12 protein-coding genes are annotated in these 18,110 nt (G+C 59.4%); 9 read left to right on the plus strand and 3 right to left on the minus strand.

Annotation, left to right across the window (positions count from 1 at the left end; all coding sequences use genetic code 11):
* The first annotated feature begins 17 nt into the window (after positions 1 to 17).
* The 5 genes from FHS83_RS08840 (at position 18) to glgP (ending at position 8,472) form a co-directional block, all read left to right on the plus strand.
* Positions 18 to 1,469, plus strand: coding sequence for a mannitol dehydrogenase family protein (locus FHS83_RS08840; protein ID WP_167082622.1), 1,452 nt, complete (start codon positions 18 to 20; stop codon positions 1,467 to 1,469).
* A gap of 181 nt (positions 1,470 to 1,650) precedes the next feature.
* On the plus strand, positions 1,651 to 3,111 hold the full coding sequence (xylB, locus tag FHS83_RS08845; RefSeq protein WP_167082623.1) for a xylulokinase: 1,461 nt from the start codon (positions 1,651 to 1,653) through the stop codon (positions 3,109 to 3,111).
* Positions 3,108 to 4,421 (plus strand): xylose isomerase, encoded by a 1,314-nt coding sequence (xylA, locus tag FHS83_RS08850; RefSeq protein ID WP_167082624.1) that lies wholly within the window; start codon positions 3,108 to 3,110, stop codon positions 4,419 to 4,421. The genes xylB and xylA overlap by 4 nt, the downstream gene beginning before the upstream one ends.
* A 530-nt stretch (positions 4,422 to 4,951) precedes the next feature.
* The gene (locus FHS83_RS08855) at positions 4,952 to 5,299 is read left to right on the plus strand and encodes a hypothetical protein (protein WP_167082625.1); all 348 of its coding nucleotides are present in this window, start codon (positions 4,952 to 4,954) and stop codon (positions 5,297 to 5,299) included.
* A gap of 644 nt (positions 5,300 to 5,943) precedes the next feature.
* Positions 5,944 to 8,472 carry an alpha-glucan family phosphorylase gene (gene glgP / locus FHS83_RS08860; protein WP_167082626.1) on the plus strand — a complete coding sequence of 843 codons (2,529 nt, stop codon included), beginning with the start codon at positions 5,944 to 5,946 and terminating at the stop codon, positions 8,470 to 8,472.
* Positions 8,473 to 8,613: 141 nt separating this feature from the next.
* Here glgP and FHS83_RS08865 read toward each other — a convergent pair whose 3' ends face one another.
* Positions 8,614 to 8,898: a DUF2934 domain-containing protein gene (locus FHS83_RS08865; RefSeq protein WP_167082627.1), complete on the minus strand. Its 285-nt coding sequence runs from the start codon at positions 8,896 to 8,898 to the stop codon at positions 8,614 to 8,616.
* A 78-nt stretch (positions 8,899 to 8,976) separates the two neighbouring features.
* Positions 8,977 to 10,500 (minus strand): glycogen synthase GlgA, encoded by a 1,524-nt coding sequence (glgA, locus tag FHS83_RS08870; protein WP_167082628.1) that lies wholly within the window; start codon positions 10,498 to 10,500, stop codon positions 8,977 to 8,979.
* Between the two features lie 225 nt (positions 10,501 to 10,725).
* On the opposite strand from glgA, the gene glgB reads away from it, so the two are divergent.
* The 4 genes from glgB to FHS83_RS08890 all read left to right on the plus strand — a co-directional run bounded on the left by glgB (position 10,726) and on the right by FHS83_RS08890 (position 17,686).
* Positions 10,726 to 12,903 carry a 1,4-alpha-glucan branching protein GlgB gene (gene glgB / locus FHS83_RS08875; RefSeq protein WP_167085366.1) on the plus strand — a complete coding sequence of 726 codons (2,178 nt, stop codon included), beginning with the start codon at positions 10,726 to 10,728 and terminating at the stop codon, positions 12,901 to 12,903.
* A gap of 2 nt (positions 12,904 to 12,905) precedes the next feature.
* The gene (gene glgX / locus FHS83_RS08880) at positions 12,906 to 15,008 is read left to right on the plus strand and encodes a glycogen debranching protein GlgX (protein ID WP_208414340.1); all 2,103 of its coding nucleotides are present in this window, start codon (positions 12,906 to 12,908) and stop codon (positions 15,006 to 15,008) included.
* Positions 15,009 to 15,020: 12 nt separating this feature from the next.
* Complete coding sequence (gene malQ, locus FHS83_RS08885) at positions 15,021 to 17,180, plus strand: 4-alpha-glucanotransferase (RefSeq protein WP_167082630.1); 2,160 nt, start codon at positions 15,021 to 15,023, stop codon at positions 17,178 to 17,180.
* Positions 17,181 to 17,242: 62 nt separating this feature from the next.
* Positions 17,243 to 17,686 carry a Crp/Fnr family transcriptional regulator gene (locus FHS83_RS08890; RefSeq protein ID WP_167082631.1) on the plus strand — a complete coding sequence of 148 codons (444 nt, stop codon included), beginning with the start codon at positions 17,243 to 17,245 and terminating at the stop codon, positions 17,684 to 17,686.
* Here the strand turns inward: FHS83_RS08890 and FHS83_RS08895 are convergent.
* Complete coding sequence (locus FHS83_RS08895) at positions 17,683 to 18,018, minus strand: DUF2934 domain-containing protein (RefSeq protein ID WP_167082632.1); 336 nt, start codon at positions 18,016 to 18,018, stop codon at positions 17,683 to 17,685. The two genes, FHS83_RS08890 and FHS83_RS08895, sit on opposite strands and share 4 nt — an antisense overlap.
* Positions 18,019 to 18,110: the final 92 nt, after the last annotated feature.

An 18,110-nucleotide genomic window follows, 5' to 3' on the forward strand; every position in this document is an offset into this window, starting at 1 on the left:
GTAAAGATACCGGTACCATGACCGAAAAAACCGCCCCCCGCCTCAGCGCCAAGACCCTGCACCTCGCCAAGCAAGGGGTCGTGTTGCCCACATACGATCGCGCGAAAACAAGTATCGGTATCGTGCATTTTGGCCCGGGCGCTTTTCATCGCGGTCACCAGGCCTGCTATTTCGATTCCCTTCTCGCGTCTGATCCGCGCTGGGCGATCTCGGGCGCCGAGCTGATGCCGAACGGTCTGGCCGAGGCGGCGGTGGAGCAGGACCATCTTTATGTCGTGGCCCAGCTCGATGCGCAGCTTCGCTATCGCGTCGTTGGTTCGCATACGGAATATTTGAAGGCGCATGGCCAGACCGAAGCGATTTTCGCGCGGCTGATGGATCCGCGCGTCAAGCTCGCCACCATGACCGTGACCGAGAAAGGCTATTATCTCGGCGGTGATGGTAAGCTCGATCTTTCCAATCCGGCCATCAAAGCCGATCTCGAAAATCCCCATGCACCCAAGACCGTGATCGGCTGGGTGACCGAAGGCCTGGCGCGCCGCAAGGCTGCGAAGATGGTGCCGTTTGTGCCGGTCTCCTGCGATAACATGGTGATGAATGGCCATAAGCTGCATGCGGCTGTTCTGGCCTTTGCCGAAGCGCGCGGCGATAAGGACCTTTTGGCCTGGATTACCGATAACGTCCGCTTCCCCTCCACCATGGTGGATTCCATCACGCCTGCGGCTACCGATGAGCTGAAAGCGCGCATCGAAGCTGAAACGGGCCTTCGCGATGAAGCGCCGGTGCAGCGTGAAGCCTTCCTGCAATGGGTGGTGGAAGACATGCTGGGCGAGGATGCGCCCGATCTCGCCAGCGTCGGCGTGTTGATGGTGAAGGATGTTGCGGCTTACGAATTCGCCAAGCTGCGTCTTCTCAATGGCGCCCATTCCACGCTCGCTTATGCCGGGCTGATGCGCGGCCGCGAGTCGGTGGGCGAGGCGATGGCCGATGGAAAGCTCAGCCATGCCGTCGAACGCATGATGCGCGAAGATATGGTGCCGACGCTGCATCCCGCGCCCGGCCTCGACTTCTCAAGCTACATCACCGATCTGTTGAACCGCTTCCGCAATCCCGCGCTGACCCACAAGCTGATTCAGATCGCCTCCGATGGCTCCTTGAAGCTGCCGATCCGTATCCTTGGGCCGGTGGAAGATGCGCTCGCGGCAGGCCGTCCCATCACCCGCTTCATGATTTCGCTCGCTGCCTGGATGCGCTTTGTCGGCCGTCAGGCCAAGGCGGGCGTGGTGCTGGCCGATCCGATAGCCGCCAAGCTTGCCGCGGTCGGGGCGAGTCTCACAGGCAATCCGGCCACCGATGTCGCCGCGTTTCTCGCCTTAAGCGAAGTCTTCCCTGCCAAGTTGGCTGGGAACGAACAATTTAAGTCAGCGTTGACAAAGGCTTATGCGGATTTTGAGGCGCTGCTGGATTAATTGCGGCAGCGTCCATTTCCCCAGGTGAAAAGCCTGTGCGCAGCGTTATTTTGTCCATTGGCGGCGGTATAATCCTGTGTATGATAACGCTACCAAATTTAATCCGACTAGCGTAGTCTGGTATATAAGAGCCTCAAAATAAGCGTCCGGCCGTGAGCCGGGCCGGGGAGCGGCAGGAAGCATGTATCTAGGTATCGATATCGGCACCTCGAGTGTCAAAGCCGTCCTGATGGACGAAAAGGGTGCGCTGGTGGCGCAGGGTTCGTCCCCGCTCACCGTCGAGCGCCCGCATCCGTTATGGTCGGAGCAAAATCCCGATGCGTGGTGGCGAGCAACCGTTGCCGCGGTGCGCGCGCTGCCGGAGCGCGAACGTCAGACGGTGAAGGGCATTGGCCTTTCGGGCCAGATGCACGGCGCCACGCTGCTCGACGCAGCCGACAAGCCGCTGCGTCCCGCGATCCTGTGGAATGACGGCCGCTCGGAAGCCGAGTGCGCTGAGCTCGAAAAGAACGAGCCCCGTTCGCGCGCCATCACCGGCAATATCGCGATGCCGGGGTTCACCGCGCCGAAGCTGCTCTGGGTCAAGCACCATGAGCCCGAGATCTTTGCGAAGACCAAAACGGTTCTGCTGCCCAAGGATTATGTCCGCTTGAAACTCACCGGCGAGAAGGCCGGTGATATGAGCGACAACGCTGGCACGTTATGGCTCGATGTCGCCAAGCGCGACTGGTCTGATGAGATGCTGGCCGCGACCGGCCTCACCCGCGATCATATGCCGAAGGCTGTGGAAGGCACTGCGCCGACCGGCAAGCTGACGGCGGAAGCCGCTGAAGAACTCGGCCTGCCGCAAGTCGTGGTGGCGGGCGGTGGCGGCGACAATGCTGCTTCGGCGGTGGGCGTTGGCGTTGTGGCGCCGGGTCAGGCCTTCCTCTCGCTCGGCACCTCGGGCGTGCTTTTTGTCGTCAATGACAAGTTCCGTCCCAATCCGGAGAAGGCGGCGCATGCCTTCTGCCACGCCATTCCGGGCGTCTGGCACCAGATGGCGGTGATCCTGACGGCGGCGTCTGCGATCGACTGGGTTGCTAACCTCACCGGCATCAATGATGTGGTGGAAACGGTGGCGGGCGCCGAGCGTCGCGGCCTTCGTCCGCAAACCCCGATTTTCCTCCCTTATCTTTCCGGCGAGCGCACCCCGCATAACGATCCCTATGCGCGCGGCGTGTTCTTCGGCATGGGCGCCGACACCACCCAAGCTGATCTCGCTTATGCGGTGCTTGAAGGCGTGGCGTTCGCCTTCGCCGATGGCATCGATGTGTTGCGTGAAGCGGGCTCGGCCATCAACGACACCACTGTCGTTGGCGGCGCGGCGCGTCTTCCCTTCTGGGGCCCGATGCTCGCATCGGCTCTCGATATTCCGCTGACCTATCGGGAAGGCGGAGAAGTGGGCGGTGCTTTCGGTGCGGCCCGCCTTGGCCTCCTGGCCGCAACCGGGGCTGACCCGGTTGAAGTTTGCACGGCACCGAAAGTGTCGCGCGTCGTTGAACCAGTACAGCAATTGAAGGACCAGATGGCGCCCCGGCGGGCTCTGTTCGTGGACCTCTACAAGAGCCTCAAACCATCTTTCAGGGAGTTTGGCAGATGAGCATTTTTTCGGAAGTCGGGCCGATCAAGTATGAAGGTCCGGAAAGCACCAACCCGCTGGCCTATAAGGTCTATGACAAGGACCGCGTGGTTCTCGGCAAGAAGCTCGGCGAATGGCTGCGCTTGACGGTTGCCTATTGGCACTCGTTCTCCTCTTTCGGCTCCGACATGTTCGGCGGCGGCACCTGGAACCGTCCGTGGTCCGGTCATGTCACGCAGGAATTGGCCGCTGCCCGCGCCGATGCCGCGTTTGACTTCTTCACCCGCCTCGGCACGCCCTATTTCGCGTTCCATGACGCGGACGTGATCGCTGATGCGGCCACGATCGGCGAGCACATCGACAATCTGAAGAAGATGGAAGAAATCTTCCAGAAGAAGATGTCGCAGACCGGCGTGAAGCTGCTCTGGGGCACCGCGAATGCCTTCTCGCATCCGCGTTATGCCGCTGGCGCCGCCACCAATCCCGATCCGGAAGTGTTCGCCTATGCGGCGGCGCAGGTCCGTGCGGCCATCGAAACCACCCATCGCCTCGGCGGTGAGAACTACGTCCTCTGGGGCGGCCGCGAAGGCTACGACACGCTCCTCAACACCAACCTCAAGAAAGAGCTGGAGCATTTCGGCGCCTTCTTGAAGATGGTCGTCGAGCACAAGCACAAGATCGGCTTCAAGGGCACCATCCTGATCGAGCCGAAGCCCTTCGAGCCGACCAAGCATCAATATGACCGCGACACCGCCACCGTCTTCGGCTTCCTGCAGAAGAACGGCCTGGAAAAGGAAGTGAAGGTCAATATCGAAGTGAACCACGCCACGCTCGCCAACCTCGACTTCGAACATGAAGTTGAAATGGCCTATGCGCTCGGCATCATGGGCTCGCTCGACATCAACCGCGGCGACCCGCGCTCGGGCTGGGATACGGACCAGTTCCCGAACAATTCGCAGGATCTCTCGGTGGCCTTCCTGCCGATCCTGGAACATGGCGGCCTCGGCACCGGCGGCTGCAACTTCGACGCCAAGCTGCGCCGTCAGTCGGTCGATGTGAACGACCTCTATGCCGCGCACGTTGCCGGTATCGACACGCTGGCCCGCGCCGTTCTCTCGGCCGAAGCCATCATCAAGGACAAGCGCCTGGCCGATGCTAAGGCCGCTCGCTATGCCGGTTGGGAAGCCGGTCTTGGCAAGGACATCGAGGCTGGCAAGTACACCCTCGACACCCTGGCCGACCACGCGATCAAGGCGAACCTCAACCCGGCGCCGAAGTCGGGCAAGCAGGAAATCCTGGAATCGATCGTCTCGCAGTGCCAGAAGGTCTAAGCCTTACGGCCTAGAGCTTCGGGTCTACGCCTGAACCGAAGAACCTCCCTCTGCATCGCAGGGGGAGGTTTTTTGTTGTCTTTTTCACCTCCCCCTTGCGGGGAGGTCGATGCGCCGAAGCAGAGCGCAGGCGGATCGGGTGGGGGTAAGCGCAGACGCAAGCACTGCGCTTTCAGCATCGTGTCACCCCTCACGCATTTTCGAAATCACTTCGCCCGCGTCGCGATCCCTTCACCCGAAATGCTCCGCTTACGCTCTCGCATTTCGACCTCCCCGCAAGGGGGGAGGTTAAAATAGGTCCATATTCTGCGCCAGCGGTAACAGCATTTTCCCCTTTCACCTCCTCCTTGCGGGGGCGTGTAGCCCCAGCGTGCGAGCGAAGCGCGTAGGTGCTTCGGGTGGGGGTAAGCGCAATGGCTTGCCTCTATGCCAACGTCCGCTTTGAGCCAGAAGTTGCCGCTCATCCCGTTCAAAGCGCGCCCAAACTTCGCTACGATTAGGCGGGTGAGCACGGCAGGTGCCGTCAGAGGATGCATGTTCAAAAAGCTATTTTCGTTCCTGCGGTCATCGCCTCACATCCACATCCGACAAACTCCCCCAGGACGGATTTTGAACTCGTGGAGCTGCTAGACCGCTTTCTCGACGATCGCCTAAAATACGAGTTGGAATGGGACGATTTCATTTCCTGGGAACACGACAATCCGAACATTGAAGCAATCAGATTGCGGATTGCGGAAACCGAAAGCCTATTTTTCTCCAGTGCCATCTCTGATCGACAGTGTGCGGTGGATTTGCTGGTTGCCGAGCGAAACAGGGCTGCGGCCCTGGTTGGCGTGTCAGCTCGCACAAGCCCCGTCGTACAACTGCCCCTTCGCTGATCGTACTATGTGTGTCTGGCTGGCCTTCCAATGACAGCCTTGCTTTGCATTACAAACGGCAACAATTGGCGCAAAGCAGACTCCCGCATCTGCCTCTCACTGGCGTCATCAAATGTGATCGCTTCTTTGCTTGAAGCTATGCACCGCGCTTCCCATCTCAGTAAGGTTCTTTGACCGCGCTGAATCCAGAAATGCCCATCTGCTTCCACGCCTCCTCCGGGCCACGAGGGGGGGGAATCACGAAAAGTGAAAAACAGAAATCCGCGTTTCGGCTCCGCTTGCGCGCAGCCCTCTTGTAAGAAGGCGAATGTCGTGGCGCTCCAGGGGGTTGCCGCCCAAATCGGGGATTTGTTTTCACGTTTTTACATTTGGCGGAGCACTGCCCACGCGCACCGTCTTCCCAGCTTTCGCTGTCTTTCCCTTCATGAACTGAACAGTGTTTTTCTGCTGCTGACCGCGCGAAAGGTTCATTTTTCGGCAGCCTGACCGCGAAGCTGCCTCATCGGTATTCATTTACTAAAGAAGCGCAGGTTTTCTACGGCTTTAGCTTGAGCTCCCGCAGAAATTTAACAAAGATCAGCGACAGTGCCCCTGGGGGGTGATTCTCGCCCTTCCACTTGCGACAGGATTTTCGGACATAGACCATGGTCACCACGCCCCTTTTGGAATTGCCGGACGAAATTGCGAGCTTGCGATCCATTGCCTTGGATCTGCGCTGGACCTGGAGCCACGAAGGCGATGCGCTCTGGGGCTATATCGATGAGAAGCTGTGGGATCGCACCCTCAATCCCTGGACTGTGCTCCAGGGTGCCAGCCGCGAACGCTTGAAGCAGCTTGCCGCTGACAAGGCCTTCCTTGCCAAGCTCAAGGCCTTCGAGGATGCCCGCACCGAATACCTCACGACACCCGGCTGGTTCCGCGATGCGGGCGGCCATGCCAAAGTCGGCGGTATCGCATACTTTTCCATGGAGTTCGGTCTTGGCTCTTCGCTGCCGATCTATGCCGGCGGTCTCGGCATTCTCGCCGGTGACGTGCTGAAATCGGCGTCCGACCTCGACATTCCGGTGGTCGGCATCGGCCTTTTGTATCAGGAAGGCTATTTCCGCCAGCTGATCGACTCTGCGGGCATGCAGCTCGAAACCTATCCCTATAACGAGCCTGCCGCGATGCCGGTCGAGCCGGTGATTCTGCCGGAAGATGGCTGGCTGCGCATTGGCCTCGAACTGCCGGGCCGTATTGTCTATTTGCGCGTTTGGAAGGCTACCGTCGGCCGTGTCACCCTTTATCTTTTGGACTCCAACGATCCGGTGAACTCGCCGCTCGATCGCGGTATCACCGCGAAGCTTTATGGCGGCGGTCCGGAACTGCGCCTGATGCAGGAAATCGTGCTCGGCGTCGGCGGCTGGCGCGTGATCGAGGCGCTGCATCCCGAAGTCGAAATCTGCCACGTCAATGAAGGCCACGCCGCCTTCGCGATCATTGAGCGCGCCCGTCAATTGGCGCTGAAGTCGAATCTCGATTTCTGGGAAGCTTTGTGGGCGACGCGCGCTGGCAATCTCTTCACCACCCATACGCCGGTGGCGGCGGGCTTTGACCGCTTCCCCGCCGATCTCTTGCGCAAATATCTGCCTTATGTCGAAGGCGCGCTGCATGGGCGCGGCGTCAAGATCGATGATGTCATCGCCCTTGGCCGCGCCGATCCCAGTAATCACGACGAAGCCTTCAACATGGCGTTCCTGGCCGCGCGCGGCTCGGGCATCACCATCGGCGTGTCGCGCCTGCATGGCGAAGTCTCCCGCCGCATCTTCCAGCCGCTTTTCCCGCGCTGGCCGTCCTGCGAAGTGCCGGTCGGCTATGTCACCAACGGCGTGCATATCCCGACTTGGGATTCCACGGGCTCGGATCGCATCTGGAACAAGGTCTATGGCAAAGGCCGTTGGCGCACGCCCACGGGCAAAACCCGCGAGCCGGTTTCGCCGGACGTGATTTCGGATGAAGAACTCTGGTCGATGCGCGGCGAAGGCCGCCAACGTCTGGTGCGTTATGCCCGCCAGCACTTAAGCCGTCAGCTTCGTGAAGGTGGCTTCAGCCTCGATGAGATCCGTAGAGCCGACACCGTGCTGGACCCGAATGTCTTGACGCTCGGCTTCGCGCGCCGCTTCACTGAATATAAGCGCCCGAACCTTTTGCTGCGTGATCTCGAACGCTTCGACAAGCTCCTGCACAACGCCGCTTTCCCGGTGCAGATCGTGGTCGCAGGCAAGGCTCATCCGGCCGATGGCGTCGGCAAGGAAATGATCCAGAGCTGGATCAACCTGGCGCGCAATCCGCGCTATCGCCACCACGTCCTGTTCCTGGAGGATTACGACATCTCCCTGGCGCAGGAACTGACCCAAGGTGTCGACGTGTGGATCAACACGCCCCGCCGTCCGTGGGAAGCTTGCGGCACCTCCGGCATGAAGGTGCTGGTCAACGGCGGCATCAACTGCTCCACTCTCGATGGCTGGTGGGACGAGGCCTATACCGATGAGGTGGGCTGGTCGATCGGCGATGGTTCGGGCGGCGCGGCCGAAGATGTCGATGCCCGCGATATCCAGAGCCTCTATGAAGTGTTGGAAAAGAAGGTCATTCCGGAATTCTATGACCGTGACAGCACCGGCCTGCCGCGCGCTTGGCTGAATCGCATTCGCGAAAGCATGGGCCGCTTGACGCCGCAATTCTCCGGCGCGCGCATGATGACCGATTATGTCGAGCAGGCTTATTACCCGCTCGCCAAGACGGTGCGTGAACGCCTGAAGGACCGCTGCGCCGAGGCCAAGGCGATGAATCAGTGGGCGCGCCTACTGCATTCGCGCTGGAACTCGCTGCATATCGGCCAGCCGGTCATCAATCAGAACGATGGCGCGCCGCATGTGGTGGTGCCGGTCTATCTTGGCGAAGTCGAGCCGGGTTCGGTGCGGGTGGAAATGTTCGCCGATCAAACCGCCGAGCATGCGCCAGAGGTGATCATGCTCCATCAGGAGCATCCCATCGTGGGCTCGACCAATGGCTATATTTTCGCGGGCGCCATTTCTTCGCCGCGGCCGTTGGAAGATTTCACCGTGCGCGTGGTGCCTTATCATCCCGGCGCGCATCTGCCCGCCGAACTGCCGCTGATTTCCTGGCAGAAATAGGCCAGGAAATAGATATGTAAAATAAACAAGCCCCCGAGGAGATCTCTTCGGGGGCTTTGATTTTTTCCGTACGCTCAAAAGAAAAAACAAACAGCAATGCGAGGGCGAGAAACGCCCTCGAGCTTTGCCATGATCAGATGGTCAGACCACCTTCTTCAGATCCGCATCATCATGCGCGAGCTTGTCGGACACGCTCTTGGCCGGCGGGGTCGAGATCGGCAGCACCGGCAGCACAAAATCGGTCGACTCGCCGCCCATGGAAGCCATTGAAGCTTCTTGGACTTTTGCCGCGGCTTCACGTTCAAGCTCTTCCTTGGCGCGCAGCCAATATTCGGCGTCCTTGCCGTGCTGGCAGCCTTCGCTCTCCCACAGCAAATAGCTGCGGGTGCGGATTTCATCATCGGTGACAATGGGTGTCGTGGGCATGACGTTCTCCTGCCCGTCTTCGTTAGATGCCGGCTAACACGCGGCAATCTGCGCGACTGGCGCACACATCTTAACCAATCAAACTGCGGCTTGTCTTGTTGTTTCTGGTTCAGCAACGGATTTGTGTTGGTCCCTGTCGCCGAGGTCGATGGCGATGCCGCTCGCCGCGCTGTAGAGCGCTGCATATTGGGTGGCGCTGGCATCCCAACTGAAGTCTTGCGCCATCGCTTGCAGTTGCAGCCGCCGCCATGTCAGCGGCTCACGATAAAGTGTGAGAGCCCGTGTGATCGCCGCTTTCAGATCGTCGACAGCAATCTTGTCGAATACAAACCCCGTCGCGCTGCGGTCAGCAATGCTTGCCGCAGATGCGTCGACCACGGTGTCGGCAAGACCGCCCGTGCGGCGGACGATGGGCAAGGTGCCGTATTTCAAGGCGTAAAGCTGGGTCAGGCCGCAAGGCTCGAAACGCGCGGGGGCCAAGAGGATATCGGCGGCGGCTTGCAGGCGGTGCGCCATGGCTTCGTCATAGCCGATCACCGTCGCGCAGCGATGGCTATAGAGCTCGCGCGCCTGATCGAAGCCGGCTTCCATCTTGGGATCGCCTTCGCCGACGGAGACGAACTGCGTATCCTGGTTACAGAGCCAGGGCAGCGCCTCCAGGATCACGTCGGCCATCTTCTGGTGGGTGATGCGGCTGACAAAGCCGATCAGCGGCACATCGGGGCGCAGCGGCAGGCCAAGTTCCTCCTGCAAGGCGGCTTTGCAGGCCCGTTTACCGGAGATATCGCTCGCATGGAAATGATGCGGCAGCGCCGGATCGCTCGCGGGATTCCAGAGTGCGTCGTCTATCCCGTTGAGGATGCCGCTGAAATCGGCGCCACGCAGCTTTAAGACCCCTTCCATGCCACAGCCGAATTCGGGAGTGAGGATTTCGCGGGCGTAGGTCGGGCTGACGGTGGTCACCCGGTCGGCATAGCGAATCCCCGCCTTAAGGAAAGAAATCTGATTGTAGAACTCGATCCCGCCCGGCTGGAAATAGGCGCGCGGAAGGCGGAGCTTACTCAGCCATTCTGGAGAGAAATTGCCCTGGAAGGCCATGTTGTGCGTTGTAAAGATAGTCGCCGGACGTTCGGCCTCTTCGAGGGACAAATAAAAGGGCACCAAACCGGCATGCCAATCGTTGGCATGAACGATATCTGGCCGCCAGGATATGCCCAGGCGGTTCATTGCGAGGGCGGCGCTGACGTGAGCGAGATAAGCAAAGCGAAGAGGGTTATCCGGCCATTCCGCGCCGGCTTCGTCCTGATAGAGCCCGCCCGGGCGGCGGAAAAGGCTGTGGCTGTCGATCAGATAGACCGGCAGATCGCTGCCAGGAAACTTGCCTTCGACCAAGGTGGCATCGGCAATGCCGAGCAGCGGCGGGATTTTGGCAATGATGCGGGGTTTCTCGATGCGCATGAAAGCGCTCGGATAAGCGGGCATGACCAGACGGACATCGAGGCCGAGACGCCGCAAAGCCAGGGGCAGCGCACCCGACACGTCCGCCAGCCCTCCGGTCTTGGCGAGGGGGTAAGCTTCCGCCGTGGCAAACAGAACCCGCATATGGTCCTCTCGCGGAGACCTAGCATCGAAAATAATCGAATACGTCGGCCCGCTGTATTAGTCGGAAACTATAAAACCCTATTCTGGTAAAACTCTTATTACTGGAGCGAATCAAAAATGACACTCAGACCATCGTGACTGCAAATTTCATCTTCGTAAGATCAATGCACCTCCAAAAGGTCGGATAAAGCAATGCCGGAATCAGCAAAGCGTAGTGCCCCAGTGATGAACGTGCCGCGTGACGAGCGTATGCAAAGTATCGTCGGGGGCGATGATCACGATCCTTTTTCCTATCTGGGCCTGCATCACGATCCGGCCTCTGGCAGCTATGTGGTGCGGGTTTACCGCCCCGGCGCGGACCAGATCGCGGTACTGAACCGCTCCAGCGGTGCCGAAATTGCCAAGCTTTCCAAGGTACATGACGCGGGTCTCTTCGCAGGCACCATTGGCAAGGAGGGCGTTGATTACCGTCTCTCCGTTGATGGACGAGTGGAAGAAGACCCCTATCGTTTCGGGACCATTCTGGGCGATCTCGAGCGCTATCTGCATGCTGAGGGTAATTATTTGCGCGCCTACGAGAAAATGGGTGCGCACCCCACCGTTATGGATGGTGTCGAGGGCACCAGCTTCGCGGTTTGGGCGCCGAGCGCGCGCCGTGTCAGTGTCGTTGGTGACTTCAATCATTGGGATGGCCGTCGCCATGTCATGCGCCTGCATCCCGGTGCCGGCATCTGGGAAATTTTCATTCCGGAGGTGGGCGCGGGTGCGCGCTACAAATTTGAGATCAAGACGCAGGACGGCGCCGTTCTTTTGAAGGCCGATCCCTTCGCATTCCAGGCCGAGCTGCCGCCGAAGACGGCCTCGGTCGTCTCCGCCGATGCGAAGATTGGCGCGGTGCGCGAAGCCACGGGCAAGGGCCCGTCCTCAGACCGGCACGCGCCGATTTCGATCTATGAAGTGCATCTCGGCTCCTGGCGGCGAATCCCTGAAGAGGGCAATCGGGCGCTTAGCTATCGTGAACTCGCCGATACGCTCGTGCCCTATGTGAAAGAGATGGGCTTTACCCATATCGAAATGATGCCGATCAACGAGCATCCCTTTGGCGGCTCCTGGGGCTATCAGCCCACAGCACTTTTCGCGCCGACCAGCCGCTATGGCTCACCGGAAGATTTTCGCCATTTCGTGCGGGCCTGCCATGAGGCGGGCATTGGCGTGATCCTGGACTGGGCGGCGGGGCATTTCCCCTCCGATGCCCATGGCTTGCATCTTTTCGATGGCTCATATCTCTACGAGCATTCCGATCCGCGCGAAGGCTTCCACCCCGATTGGAACAGCTACATCTATAATTTCGGCCGTAACGAGGTGAAGGGCTTCCTGCATTCCAATGCGCTGTTCTGGCTGGACCGCTATGGCATCGATGGGCTGCGCGTGGATGCGGTCGCTTCGATGCTCTATCGCAATTACAGCCGCAAGGATGGCGAATGGGTGCCGAACAAATTCGGCGGCATCGAGAATCTGGAAGCTATCGACTTTTTGCGCCGTATGAATGAGCTCGTTTATGCCGAGCATGGCGACACGGCCACCATCGCAGAGGAATCCACCTCTTGGCCGATGGTCTCGCGGCCGGTCTATCTCGGCGGGCTCGGCTTTGGCTATAAATGGAACATGGGCTGGATGCACGACACGCTGCAGTACATGTCCAAAGAGCCGGTCTTCCGCAAATACCACCACAATGATCTGACCTTCGGTCTGATATATGCCTTCAGCGAGAATTTCATCCTGCCCCTCAGCCATGACGAGGTGGTACATGGCAAGGGTTCGCTGATCTGCAAGATGCCCGGCGATCTCTGGCAGAAGTTCGCCAACCTGCGCGCCTATTACACCTTCATGTATACGATGCCAGGCAAGAAGCTGCTCTTCATGGGGGCGGATATCGGCCAGTGGAACGAATGGAACCATGACGCGAGTCTGGATTGGCATTTGCTCGAACATAAGGAACATGCCGGGCTGAACCTTGCCCTGAAGGATCTCAACTGGCTCTATCGCAATCGCACGGCGCTCCATCAGAAGGATTGCGAGCCGGAAGGGTTCTCCTGGATCGATTGCAACGATACTGAGGCCAGCGTGATTTCCTATATTCGTCGCGGCAATGATCCTGACGACTTTGTAGTGGTCGTGTGCAACTTCACACCGGTGGTGCGCGAGAAATACCGCGTCGGCGTGCCGAAAGCGGGCAGCTATTACGAGGCCTTCAATTCGGATTCCGAATATTATGGCGGTAGCAATGTCGGCAACGGTGCGAATTTGAAAACGACAGGTCAAGCGGTTCACGCTCAGCCCGACAGCCTTTGCCTGACGCTTCCGCCGCTTGGCGCGATTGTCCTGGTGCCGGAGGGCCGCTGAACGTGACCACGGGCTTGCGGCTCAAACAGGGCCGTCCTTATCCCCTCGGCGCCCATTTCGACGGCGAGGGGGTGAATTTTGCGATCTTCTCCGCCCATGCGGAAAAGGTGGAACTCTGCCTGTTTGATGAGGCTGGGCATGAACGCGCCCGTGTCGCCTTGCCGGAAAAGAATGAGGATGTCTGGTTCGGTTATCTGCCTGTGGCCCGACCAGGGCTGCTTTATGGCTATCGCGTCTATGGGCCTTACGATCCATTGGGTGGGCATCGCTTCAATCCCAACAAGCTTCTTATCGATCCATACGCGCGGCTGTTGACGGGACCGATCGAATATAGCCCCCTGCAGCGCGGCTACCGCCAGGACGATCCGAGAGTGGATCTTTCTTTCGATACACGCGATTCCGCACCAGTGGTGCCCAAATGCATTGTCACTGCGCCGCTCGATGGTTTGATTGAAACGGCGATGCACACGCCGCGTTCGCACAGCGTGATCTATGAGTTGCATCTGCGCGGCTTCACCAAGCAGCACCCGGATGTTGACCCCGCGCTGCGTGGAACTTGCGCCGGCCTCTCTTCACCCGAGGTGGTGCGCTACATCCGCGATCTCGGCATTACGGCTGTCGAGCTGTTGCCCATTCACCCCTTCACCACCACTTCGGTGCTTGCCGCTGAGGGGTTGAGCGAATATTGGGGCTATAACTCGGTCAACTTCTTCGCCGCTGAGCCACGCTATCTCTCCAAGCCCGATATCTCCGAGTTCCGCCGCATGGTGCGCGCCTTCCATGATTCCGGGATCGAGGTGATACTGGATGTGGTTTTCAACCATTCCGGTGAAGGCAACGAGCTTGGCCCGACGCTTTCCTTCCGTGGCATCGACAACGCCAGCTATTACTGCCTTGCCGAAAACAAGAGCCGCTATCGTGATGTGACCGGCTGCGGCAATACCCTCAACCTCGATCATCCGCGCGTTCTGCAGATGGTGATGGATTCCCTGCGTTATTGGGTCGAAGTCATGGGGGTTGATGGTTTCCGCTTCGATCTCGCAGTTACCTTGGCGCGGCGCGAAGGAGAGTTCGATCCCACGGCTGCGCTCTTTGCCTGCATCGCGCAAGATCCGGTGCTGGTGAAAACCAAGATGATCGCCGAACCATGGGATCTTGGCCCAGGTGGTTATCGCCTTGGCGGCTTTCCCACGCGCTGGGTGGAATGGAATGACCGCTTCCGCAATGACATCCGCCGCTTCTGGCGCGGAGACGCGCGGGTGGGTGATCTGGCACAACGTCTCGCTGGTTCCAGCGACGTCTTTCCGGAGCGGCTGCCGACAGCGGGGGTGAATTTTATCACCGCGCATGACGGCTTCACGCTGGAAGATCTGGTTTCCTATAACTTCAAGCACAATGATGCCAATGGCGAAAACAATCGCGATGGCACGGGCGAGAACTTCTCCTGGAATTGCGGCATAGAAGGGGTGACCGAAGATCTCGCGGTGCTCAAGCTGCGTGAACGCCAGAAGCGCAATCTTTTGGCTAGCCTTCTTCTCTCGCAAGGCATCCCCATGCTGGTCGCTGGTGATGAATTTGGCCGGACCCAAAAAGGCAACAACAACGCTTATTGCCAGGACAATGAGATTGGTTGGGTGGATTGGAACGCGCTCTCCAAGAACCGCGATCTCGTCGCCTTTGTCCGCAAGCTGATCAAGCTTCGGGCCGATCATCCGGTGTTCCGCCGCTCCGCCTTTTTCCTCGGCGATCCCGCGGAAGGAAGTTATGTCAAGGATATCGTCTGGTTGGCGCCAGATGGCGAAGAGATGGGCGAAGCCGATTGGCAAGCCATGCATATGCGCGCGCTGGGCGTTCGCTATGCGGCCACCGCTGAAATGGACCTTGAAACCTATTCCCGGCGGCTCGATCCACATTCCTTCCTTTTGCTTGTGAATGGGGGAGAAGAGCCGGTCGAATTCGTGCTGCCTGATGTGCCGTTCGATTCCCGCTGGCATTGGATCGTCGACACCGGTGCGCCGGATGGCGAGGCTTCGGGCCGTTTTGCCGCTCAAACGAGATTTCACCTCGCAGCCCATAGCTTGGCGCTGTTCGAGGGTGATGTGTAACCAGGATAGTTCATGGACGCGAAAGAAGTTCTCCTGAAACTCGCCGCCGAGGCCGGCATCGAGGATCATTACTGGGATATGCATGGTGAGCGTCACGACACGACGCTTGAGACCATTCGCGGCCTGTTGAAGGCTTTCCACATTCCGGCCGAAACCGATGAAGAAGCTCTCGCGAGCCTGAACGCGTTCTGGCGCGAGCCCTGGATGCGTCTTCTGCCGCCTGTGCTGGTGCTGCAAGAAGGGGCGCCAGCTCTTATTCCCTTGCGCGCATGGGAAGAAGATGGGCAGAAGAGCATCAATTGGCAGCTCGTGCTGGAAGATGGCGAACCTTCTGGCGGTGTTGCGCGATTGGGCGATCTTCCCCATGACGATATCGCCTATTTCGATGGCAAGCGCGTTTTCCAGCATCGCTTGAAGCTCGACGCATTGCCCCCCGGTTATCACCGCTTTTCTGCAGATGGCTTCACCACACGGCTGATCGTGGCGCCTGCGCGCTGCTATCTGCCGGAAAAACTTAAGACCCAGCGCGTCTGGGGACTGATGCTGCAGCTCTACTCTCTCAAGTCCAAAGCCGATTGGGGTGTGGGCGATTTCGCCGATTTGAAAAAGCTCAGCGATACGGTGGCGGAGGCTGGTGGGGATGCCATTGGTCTTAACCCGCTACACACGCTGTTTCTCAATACGCCGGAAAACGCCAGTCCTTATTCCCCGGCGAGCCGTCTCTTTCGCAATCCGCTCTATCTCGCCATTCCCGAGATGGCGGATTTTGCCGAATGCGAGCCTGCGCAAACCCGCGCTGCGTCTGCCGATTATCGTGCAGCCTTGGAAAAGTCGCTTCATGAAGAGTTGGTGGACTACAAAACCGTCGCGGCACTGAAGCTGCCGGTGTTGGAGCTTCTCTATCAGAGCTTCGTCTCTCAGCATCTCGAAAAGAATGATGCGCGCGCCCAAGCCTTTAACGCCTATATCCGTGACAAGGGCCGCGATCTTGAGGGGCTGTGCACCTTCCAGGTGTTGGTCGAAAAACTCGGCACCCAGAACTGGCTGGAGTGGCCGCAGGAATTGCGTGATCGTGATGAGCCTGCCCTAACAGCCTTCCGAAGCGAGGCTTCCGCGCGCATCGGCTTCTACCAGTACCTGCAATGGCAATCCGAATTGCAGTTCGCCGAAGCCGCCAACCATGCGCGCGAGCAGGGCATGGCGGTGGGTCTTTATAACGACCTCGCCGTCAGCGTCGATGCCAGCAGTGCCGACCATTGGAATAACCAAGCCCTCTTTGCCACTGGTGCGCGCGTGGGTGCGCCGCCCGATCCCTTTAATGAGAAAGGGCAGGATTGGGGCGTGGTCCCGCTCAATCCCTTGCGCTTGCGCGAGACGGGCTACGACTATTTCACCGCGCTGCTGCGCTCCAACATGCGCCATGCAGGGGCCTTGCGCATCGATCATGTGATGGGGCTGACGCGGCTTTACATTGTGCCGCCGGGCGGCAAGCCTTCCGATGGTGCTTATGTGCGCTATCCTTTGACGGACCTGCTTGCGATCACCGCGCTCGAAAGCCAGCGCAACAAATGCCTCGTCATTGGCGAGGATCTCGGCACGGTTCCGGCGGGTTTCCGCGAGCGCCTGCAGGAAAGCGCGATCCTCTCCAGCCGTGTGCTTTACTTCGAGCGGTCACATGACACGTTTAAAGAACCTGCTGAATATCCCGGCCTTGCGGCGGTGTCGGTCTCAACCCACGATCTTGCCACTCTGTCGGGCTTCTGGGTGGGAGACGATCTCGCGGCCAAGGATCGCCTGGGTCTTTTCAAGGATGCGAAGGAACAGGATTTCGCGACCAAGATTCGCGCTGGGGATAAGGAGCAGCTTCTGGCGGCCCTCGCCAAACACAAGCTTTTGCCGAAGAGTGTTGATCCGGAAGCGGCATCCGATTTTGCGTGGTCGCCCGAGCTGACCTCAGCGGTGCACCGCTATATGGCCTCTGCGCCGTCGGCCCTTTTCATGGTGCAGATGGATGATTTCCTGGGGCAGGTGCATCAGGCCAATCTGCCGGGTTCGATCACGGAATATCCCAATTGGCGACGGAGGCTGGAACGGCCCTTGGAGGAGCTTTTGGCAGAGCCTGACCTCAAAGCGGCTATGGCGGCGATCACCAAAGCGCGCCAGCCGTTATAGCGCCGCGTTGCGGCGCAGTAGACAAAGGCCTACCGTCACCAAGCTTTTAAGGATGCGTCGCCATGGAAGGGCTTCATCGGATCGTCGCGGGCCACAGCTTCTTCGCCGGCATGGCGGAGGAGCACATCAATGTGCTCACCGGCTGCGCCAAGAATGTCCGCTTCGAGCCGGAGGAGTATCTCTTTCACGAAGGCGACACCGCAGATCAGCTTTACCTCCTGCGGGCGGGTACAGTGGCGCTGGAGGTGAACAAGCCCGGCGCATCAATCACGATTCAGACCGTGGGTGAGGGCGAGATCGTCGGTGCTTCCTGGCTGGTGCCGCCCTATCGCCGCGGTCTATCGGCTCGGGCTGTGGATCTCACGCGTGCGCTTGCCTTCGATGCGGCTTGCCTGCGCGGTAAATGCGAGGCCGATCACGACCTCGGCTATGAAATGATGAAGCGCTTTCTGCCGATCCTGATTCAGCGCCTGCGCGCGGCACGGCGGCAAATTCTGGAAGGCTAGGCGTTCTTCTCGCCTTTGGGTTTGGCTGCCTTTTTCGTTTTGGGGGCGGTAGTCTTTGCGGCCGTTTTCTTCGCGGCCGTCTTGCCGGGCTTTTTCGGCGCAACCTCTTTTGCGGTTTCCGCAGCGGCGAGTGCGACTGGCTCTTTGGCGGCGGGCTTCGCCACTTTGGTGGCTGCCTTTTTCACAGGCGTAACGCTCAGGATCTCGGCTTCGGCCTGTGCCCAATGTTCGTGCTCTTTGCCATGCGGGCGGCCATCAGCCTCCCACAGATAATAGGCCTTCAGGGCGATTGCCTGACGGATGTCATCTGAAATCGGTGCCTTCGCTTTCATCTCTACCTCCGAAGCACAACTAGTACGGCAGTCTTCAGAAAAACCGAAAACAATTTTTTCCGCAGCGATGGTGCAAAAGAAAACGCCGGCCC

Origin of the sequence: Rhizomicrobium palustre, assembly GCF_011761565.1 — a bacterium.
Classification (GTDB): Bacteria; Pseudomonadota; Alphaproteobacteria; order Micropepsales; family Micropepsaceae; genus Rhizomicrobium; species Rhizomicrobium palustre.

Bases quoted from the DNA above. Each gene is read 5' to 3' on its own strand.
- FHS83_RS08840 (WP_167082622.1), top strand. From the start codon at position 18: ATGACCGAAAAAACCGCCCCCCGCCTCAGCGCCAAGACCCTGCACCTC.
- xylB (WP_167082623.1), top strand. From the start codon at position 1,651: ATGTATCTAGGTATCGATATCGGCACCTCGAGTGTCAAAGCCGTCCTG.
- xylA (WP_167082624.1), top strand. From the start codon at position 3,108: ATGAGCATTTTTTCGGAAGTCGGGCCGATCAAGTATGAAGGTCCGGAA.
- FHS83_RS08855 (WP_167082625.1), top strand. From the start codon at position 4,952: ATGCATGTTCAAAAAGCTATTTTCGTTCCTGCGGTCATCGCCTCACAT.
- glgP (WP_167082626.1), top strand. From the start codon at position 5,944: ATGGTCACCACGCCCCTTTTGGAATTGCCGGACGAAATTGCGAGCTTG.
- FHS83_RS08865 (WP_167082627.1), bottom strand. From the start codon at position 8,898: ATGCCCACGACACCCATTGTCACCGATGATGAAATCCGCACCCGCAGC.
- glgA (WP_167082628.1), bottom strand. From the start codon at position 10,500: ATGCGGGTTCTGTTTGCCACGGCGGAAGCTTACCCCCTCGCCAAGACC.
- glgB (WP_167085366.1), top strand. From the start codon at position 10,726: ATGAACGTGCCGCGTGACGAGCGTATGCAAAGTATCGTCGGGGGCGAT.
- malQ (WP_167082630.1), top strand. From the start codon at position 15,021: ATGGACGCGAAAGAAGTTCTCCTGAAACTCGCCGCCGAGGCCGGCATC.
- FHS83_RS08890 (WP_167082631.1), top strand. From the start codon at position 17,243: ATGGAAGGGCTTCATCGGATCGTCGCGGGCCACAGCTTCTTCGCCGGC.
- FHS83_RS08895 (WP_167082632.1), bottom strand. From the start codon at position 18,018: ATGAAAGCGAAGGCACCGATTTCAGATGACATCCGTCAGGCAATCGCC.